Below are 7343 nucleotides of genomic sequence, written 5' to 3'. Positions count from 1 at the left end.
GTAATTGCCCCCTTGGGGCTATCTGTGACCGAGGCTGCTGACCGGCTGGCCATGTCGCGGGTGGCACTTTCCCGGGTACTCAATGGCAAGGCTGGTATCAGCCCGGATCTGGCTGTCCGACTGGAGCATGCTGGGGCCAGTACTGCCCAGGCTTGGGTCGCAATGCAGGCCAACTATGACTTGTGGCAGGCGCTACAGCATGAGCAGCCGCCTGTTCGACTCTTGGCATCGTCGACCGGCGCGCACTGATTAGAAGCAGGGCAACTAAATAGGTGAGTTGATGTACAACTTTCTCGTTACTGGTAGGGACATTACGGCGCCTTCAGGTTCCATCGAGTTGCCCTCTGATCGAGTCTTCAAACACACTGAGCCTCACCTGGAGCAACGTTATTTTTCAGACAACACACTCGACACGAAGGCGTTATGTCTGCTTCCCACAATAATCGCGAATGAGTCGAGTAGTGATCCGCAGTTCCCCTCGGCCGCCAGAATCGGCACGATTGTTCGTGTGACTAGCTCGCTCGGATCCCACAAGATCGAGTACGAAATTGATGAACGGATTCAGCCTATTCCCAACGCGGTGCTCGAGTCTCTTGCTTCCGAATTGCGCTTCGTTATTGGTGGAAGGGGGTTCGATGATTTCCAGACGAATCACTGGGCAATAAAGGACGCGGATCTATTTCGCGTGCTCTTTACCCATCGATTAGGCCAAATTAGACCTCGAGTGTTTCAGTTACCCGATTGCGTAAATGATCTCGGTATGGTCGCTCTAATGATGCCCTTCGATGCGAATTTCGACTCCGTAACTGCCACCCTGCAGTCGACTGTTTCACAGTTCGACATGCAATGCATTCGGGCGGACGACATTTGGCACGACGATGTGATCGTCAATGACGTGGTGAAGCTGATCGCCACTGCTCGCGTAGTGATATGTGACCTGAGCGGCAAGAACGCGAATGTGTTCTACGAAGCAGGGATCGCACACACGCTAGGCAAGGACGTCATCTTAATTGCCCAACAGGAGTTTGATATTCCCTTCGACCTGCGACACCTTCGATACATTCGCTACAGGCCGACTGAGGATGGGCTAGGCGAACTGTCGCAAAAGGTGAAGAGGCGCCTGGAGGAGTTGCGTCGAAGTTGACTGCAACTTGGACGCGTCTCAAGTCACAAGGTTTCGCTAGGCATCTTTCCGAGCCACCCATTGTGTGTGTTCGCGGGAGAAAGCGTTTTCAGCATCGCCTACAAAGAGAGAAAATTCTTGGTCGGTCATCGGGAAATGGCTCTGATCTTTGATCATGCCGATTTCGTGGGCGGTCAGCGCATAAGAGCTAGCCAGCTCGGAGAATTTTTTTGCTTGCATCCAGCTGAGTAGACTCGCGGCGATTGCGACAAATATATCGGTGGGCCAGTATGGCTGTTGCGGGTGCGCAATTCGGAGCGCCGCGCAGACTACCGCAGCTAAGTTGATGAATACTAGCGCACGAAAAAACAACTTGGAGCGACGACGGTTAAAGCATGCTTTTCTTGCATACCACGCTAGTTGATCCTTCACTCGCTGATCCGTGTACACCATGCGGCGGTGCTCCAATGGACTGGAGCGAATCTCCTCCATGCGGGCCGTGAATTGCTCCTCCGCCAGATGCTTGGTGAGTGCCTCGCATACTTCGCGATTCTGCTCCACGACCGACCGTAGCTTCTGGGTGAAAGCGAGGTGCGAACTTTCATCATTGGTCTGGAAAGGTTCGGCTCGGCAAACATATCGCCAAGTCAAGGTCTTGATGGACTCAGCGACGGCCCTGCCGGTATACCAAAACCTATCCGGACGGGATGCAAAGAGATATATCGAACAAGCGAGTGCCCCGAGAAGGGCAAGGAGTTGAAGGACCGCAATTGACCAATGAGGGATGTTGACGAACGATAGAAATGCTGCCAAGACGAGCGTTATCAGATGGATCATCAAGGCATCTAAAAATTGCCGCTGAGAGGCCACTGAAAGGTGGTCGGCAGAACGGTAGAGCGCGGGGAAGTCTTGCTCGTTCATAGCGATTGCTTCAATAGCCGAGTCGTTGATAGACCTCGTCCTGGTAACGCCAATTGCCCTTCGTTTCCATCCTCCTGGTCAAGGCGTGAGCAACAATGGTGGGAGAGAAGGGAACGAAGATTGCGCCGATGTCGTTCATGATCGGAGGGCACGTTGCCTCGACTATCTGTCGTGCCCCATCGAGGTTTATTCCGATGATTCGGCATCCCTTTTCGCGAGCGACTTCAATCTCCCAGCGGACGAATTTATGTTTTGATCGGGTGTCCTTTCCGATGAGAACCGCGAACGTTCCGGCCATTGTGATCCTCTCCCGGCATTTGCGCTTAATGTAACCCTCGTTCTCCGAGTCGATCTCTTGTCCCAATTGACAATTGGTGAAGTCAAAGTCGATGTGCGTGTTGGCTTTCCAGGCTAGGAGTAGCCGATAAAAGTGGATATCCGTGCTGCTGAATCCGACAAAAGTGCGCGGAAGCCCCATGATTCCATCCTCATCTTTGGTTACAGATAAGGCATGTTACTAGCATTCATGTCACGTGTATGGCCCTGCGGCAGTGCTTGCAGCGTGAGAGTTTTCTGGGTCCTTGACCATGGATTGTGTGCATAGCACCATTCCCACCGGCTGCGCCGGCGGGGCCGTTCGTTTGAATCCGCTAGGGTGGACCTCGATAAGGAGCTGGCCGCTTTTGACCTATTGTCTGAAGCATTCAGCCAGCATTTTGGCGTTCACATCGTTCCAATACGACTGCATTCCGGAGAACGGTCCACGCCACATATACCACTGGAACAGATGGGGCTTCTTTTGCCAGAGTGGAACCCGTGCGTGCAGCAACACAAGTGGTTCTTTCCCATGTCCAAAATTGATGTTGTATACCCCCCAGCCGTTCATGGTGTCCACACCACAATTCTCGACCTTGATCCTGCCGAAATTTGGCAGTGTGAGGTAGATATCAAAGGTGTTGGGGTCAAGCTCGACGCTGCTCTCATCGAACGCAACGCTCAGCTCCTTGTCGAGCGCGTCGCGCAATGTAATGGCGCGTGCCTCAGCGTCTGAAAAGTAGTTGCCAATGCGGTTCGCCACTGCCTCAGATACCGCCATGCGGCCAGAGTTGATGGATTTGTGAGTGTCCCCCGAGATGCCAATGGTTCGGCACCAGTTGTCCACAATGGAGATGCCCGAACGGTCTCGGGCCATTTTGTATTCATCAAGTGTCATTTCAAAACGCCTTATTAAGCTACACAAAAAACGGTGTAATTCATTGTACACAAGCTACACTAAAAAAAGGTGTATTTCTTGCGGGTGTTTTTGGCAGCGCCACTCCATCGCCACGAAGCGCGTGCAGATGATGTCAGCGGGTTGGTTTAGTCGTGCGGCTCTTTCGATCTACCTTGCTTCCACAGCTATTTGCGAACAGCAGCCGTCAGTCAACGCAATCGTTAAGTGATAGCTGCTGCCTGGGGGCTGGCGGTCGTGGTGGGTGCTCAGGATCTGCGCGTCAAGGTCTTACGCCACAGCAGAATCGATGGTAGGGGGGCCACGGTACTGCTGACGTTCACTACCCCGCAACACCCGTCAAAGCAAATGGCCGCCCTAGTGGGCGGTCATTTGCTTTGGAAGAACTGCGTCTTGGATCGGGGCGTCCAGTCCCACCGGCTGCGCCGGCGGGGCCGTCCTTCGGACTTCGTGAGCGTCCCCCGGACGCTCACAGGTGCCCTTAAGGCTCCCGCCGCCAGGGCGGCGGCGGGTCCCTTAAAGCCACCACACAGGACGCACCCTCCGGGTGAGTTCATCTCTTTGATTTTCTTGGGTTTTTCGCTCGAGCAGTTGTTTTCTTTTGTCTGACAACGAAAGCTCTGCGCAAGGAAAAGGCCGCGCGCCGTATGGCTCGTGTGGCTGTGCCAACGTATACAAATTGGATTTCGGACGTATATGGCGAAACCCTGGAGACACAACCGGGACACACCCGATACACAACCGATACACAACCGATACACAACCGATACACAACCGCGACATAACTGTGACACAGCCGTGACACAACCGTGACACAACCGGGAGATATCCGGTTCGTACCTATGGCTTCATAGTGCAGGGCGTCGAGGAGTCGAAGTGTGACAACAAATTGTAGAATTTGTTACGCTGCTCGCTTGAGAAAAGGGGAGCGCGGTGACACTTGATTGGAACTGGTTTTTTAGCTCGGTAGCGCAATCAGCGGCCGCGATGGTCGGCGTTATAGCCGCCTTCCTCATTGCGAAGGTTTTGTCGAATCAAGCTGCTTTCCAGCAGAAGCGCGATCAACTGCCGGGCATGCTCGTAGAGTGCGAACGCATCTCGGAGCGTTTGGAGCATTGTAAGTTCGAATACATTGAAGAAACGTACTTCATAGACTGGGAGGAGGCTGTTGAGCGCGACTTCGATGAACATGGATCTTCAAACCTGGACGAGGTCTACGAGCGGCTCGATTTAAAGGAAAGGCCCGCTTGGCTCCAGAAGTCCGTCGCTCTCGATCGCATCAGTGGCAAACTTGCAGAGCTTCAAGCAGAAAAAGAAAAGAAGGAAGAGGCAGAGAGGCAACGCGAGCTAAAGCGGTTGCAACGTCGGGCGACCACTCAGGATCTGCGGGAGCGCAATTTGTACGGGATCGGAAGTACTTTGGCCACCTTTAGGGAATTCAGTGACGCGCTGGATTTGACTCCGACCCGTAAGTTGAGGCCGATGGGTATGGCAACCCGCTACCGCTGGGATCACGTACCTAATCTGAGTAAAGAGATCTACGAGACCACCATGGAGGCGCGTCACAATGCCCGTACGGTTCGCATCTATCTAAAAAGTGTTGTGGGCTCTCCTGAACGGTCGGGTCTGGTCACATTCACCCTCGTACTTCTAGTGCTCTTGTTTTTCTGTGGGGTGATTTATCCGCTCAGTTTCTTGCCGGCACCACCCGACGGAAAGATTGTCCTGTCCCTGGCCGCCTTCTGGGAAATACTCTTTTCATTGAAGGGCCTCGTCTTGACAATATTGTCCGTCGGGGTGATCGCGATTCTGGCAGTTTTTGGGTATATAAATCTGTCGCTGACCTATGATGCGGCCGAGTTGGCGCGCCTGCGCGAATTCGAAAAATTGGGCACGTACTCAAGCCGCTTGGCCTATCTCGACCAACGTGGCGAAGGGGAAGGCCCCTCTAACGGCTAGCGATGTAGAAAGGACGGCCAGCGTCGCGGGTCGGCGGAGCAGTGTTCGCGATCGGTCGTCGGTACCTATCAGGCGTTGAACTCCTTGCCAGAATGTTCTTGATGTCGCCAGGGGCGAACCCTTTCGAGTCCGATATCGAGGGCCGCAGTTTTTTCCTCCAATCGATTGACTGCCCCAGATAGTTTGCCGGCATTCTCCGTATAGATTTCGGTGTGGAAACGCGCCCGCGAAATCGCCACGTAGTAGACGTCGCGCTGCGTGGTGCGGCTAAAACTCTCAGAGTTGATCAGTGCGCGATCGCATGTCAGTCCCTGCGCGCTGTGGCTCGTGGACGCGTAAGCCCGATCTAGATGCAGCGGCGCTGTTGCCGCGTTCATCGTGATTCGTCGACCGTTGCCGCCGATGGTGACCGTTGTGGGCGTGACGGCGAGCACTTCAAACCGATCACCGTTGGCCAAATCGAGAGCCGCGTTGTGCCGCGTCGCCCGGACCCAATCGCCCGCGGATAATTCTGCCTTTACCGGTTCGTAGACTGACAGCTTGGCGGCGCGAGCCGGATTGAAGGTGGTCCGGACCTTACTTTCCATATGCTCAACCTCCAGGTCATTGGGCTTGTCGGCAGCTGTGCCAATAACGCGGTACATCTCGCCCTGCCGCAAATTCCCGGCTTTGTAGTCCCGCTCCGGCTGCACAATATCCCCTGCGATGTAGTACTTAGCCACTCGCCGTTCCGCCTGCGTAGTGTCACGTCGGGTAAGCATCTTGAACTCAAAGCCGCGGCCGCCGAGGCCAAGTGCTTGGTGGGTGGCCTCGTTTAAGGCATTCCGCGAATCGTTCGTCCCGGTCACGATAAGCGTCTCGCGCCGCTCATCGTCGTTCAGCGTTGCGTATCGCGTCGCTATCGCGTCGTACCGTTCGCCGTCGTCCTTGATCGTGTGCACGGCTTTCAGCTTCTGATCTAACACGCCAAGGGAGGCCGACGCCTGACCCTTTGCCGCCAGTTCCACCGCAGCCTTCAATTCGGGCGATTTCTGTCGAATGATGTCGCCCATTACGGCCGTAGCCATGCCAGCGACCTGCAACTGGTGAAACGGGCGGCCAGCCTCAATGGCCTTGGTTTGACCCGTGTCGCCCAGCATGACGATGCGCGCGCCGTCTGCCTCGGCCATTTTCATCAGACGTTCCATGAGGCGGGCTGGGACCACGCCCGCCTCGTCGATGACAAGGACGGTTTTCGGGTCGAGTTTGAAGCGGTCTTTCTGACGTGCCTCCAGAACAGACGCTACGGTCCTGGATTCCATACCGAGTTCCCGCAGGGCCTCGATCTGCTTGCCATAGGACGCCACGGCCTGGACCTTGAAGCCCGCGGCTTCAGCGGCCTCCTTGACCTGAGCCAGCATGTGCGACTTTCCGGTTCCCGCCAGGCCTTGGACGCCGATGAACCGGTGTGGCGTGCTGAGGATCAGATTGGCGGCCGCCAGCTGACCAGGCTTGAGCGAGCGGCCAGCCATAGCGCCTTGGGCTGCTTGAATATCCAAGATTGGCACGACCTGGTCACGCCCTTCGCGCTCGATCTGAAGGATTCGCTTTTCGCGCTCCCGAGCCACCTGGGTGGTGTACCTGGCGCCGGTCGGAACAAGCTCGCCTCGACCAATCGATAGGCGGATTTCATCTTCCGCGTGCTTTTTGCTCTTGCCTCCGACGACGAGGGCGGCGATCAAGTCCGACCGTGATCTGCCGGCGCCGTCCGTGTCCTTCGCGTGCCGGTACTGAATCGTCCCAAGGATCAGATGGCCTTTATCAAGTGAGCGCTTGACGGCCGATTTGAGATCGCCCAGCTTTATCCCCATGCCATGCGAACGGTGCAGCGCGGTCTTGAGCATCTCCTTTCCGTCCATCACGGATTCGCGTTCAGTGTGGTGCTTGATCGCCCACCGGAGACACTCGTCGGCAATCAGAGCAGCCGCCTCCGGGGTCAATTCCTGGCGGGGTGGCTTGCCACTTTCCAATTCGGCATCTTTCTCCAGCGGTTGCTTTGCTCCATTGAAATCAATGCCGAGTTCAGTCGCCTGTCGTTCCCAGTCACGCTGAAGCTCTTCGCGAGAAATT

7 protein-coding genes are annotated in these 7343 nt (G+C 55.5%); 3 read left to right on the top strand and 4 right to left on the bottom strand.

What is annotated here, in order from left to right; all coding sequences use genetic code 11:
- The coding region (locus tag WBR68_RS30795) for a HigA family addiction module antitoxin (RefSeq protein WP_230696187.1) at window positions 1-249 on the top strand (249 nt) is incomplete at its 5' end.
- 31 nt (window positions 250-280) lie between these two features.
- The gene (locus tag WBR68_RS30790) at window positions 281-1144 is read left to right on the top strand and encodes a hypothetical protein (protein WP_230696186.1); all 864 of its coding nucleotides are present in this window, start codon (window positions 281-283) and stop codon (window positions 1142-1144) included.
- Between the two features lie 36 nt (window positions 1145-1180).
- Here the strand turns inward: WBR68_RS30790 and WBR68_RS30785 are convergent, their stop codons facing one another.
- From WBR68_RS30785 to WBR68_RS30775, 3 genes are all read right to left on the bottom strand, one after another.
- Window positions 1181-2044 carry a DUF4231 domain-containing protein gene (locus WBR68_RS30785; protein WP_230696185.1) on the bottom strand — a complete coding sequence of 288 codons (864 nt, stop codon included), beginning with the start codon at window positions 2042-2044 and terminating at the stop codon, window positions 1181-1183.
- Window positions 2045-2054: 10 nt separating this feature from the next.
- On the bottom strand, window positions 2055-2522 hold the full coding sequence (locus WBR68_RS30780) for a TIR domain-containing protein (RefSeq protein ID WP_230696184.1): 468 nt from the start codon (window positions 2520-2522) through the stop codon (window positions 2055-2057).
- A gap of 210 nt (window positions 2523-2732) precedes the next feature.
- Window positions 2733-3257 carry a hypothetical protein gene (locus tag WBR68_RS30775; RefSeq protein WP_230696183.1) on the bottom strand — a complete coding sequence of 175 codons (525 nt, stop codon included), beginning with the start codon at window positions 3255-3257 and terminating at the stop codon, window positions 2733-2735.
- Between the two features lie 951 nt (window positions 3258-4208).
- On the opposite strand from WBR68_RS30775, the gene WBR68_RS30770 reads away from it, so the two are divergent.
- Complete coding sequence (locus tag WBR68_RS30770; protein WP_230696182.1) at window positions 4209-5234, top strand: hypothetical protein; 1026 nt, start codon at window positions 4209-4211, stop codon at window positions 5232-5234.
- Between the two features lie 68 nt (window positions 5235-5302).
- Here WBR68_RS30770 and WBR68_RS30765 read toward each other — a convergent pair.
- On the bottom strand, window positions 5303-7343 hold a 2041-nt coding region (locus tag WBR68_RS30765), incomplete at its 5' end, for an ATP-dependent DNA helicase (protein WP_230696181.1).

The organism is Achromobacter sp. JD-1, from assembly GCF_038594925.1.
GTDB lineage: Bacteria > Pseudomonadota > Gammaproteobacteria > Burkholderiales > Burkholderiaceae_B > Achromobacter > Achromobacter spanius_C.
The sequence above is the reverse complement of the archived record's forward strand: the minus strand, read 5'-3'. Positions and strand labels throughout refer to the sequence as shown.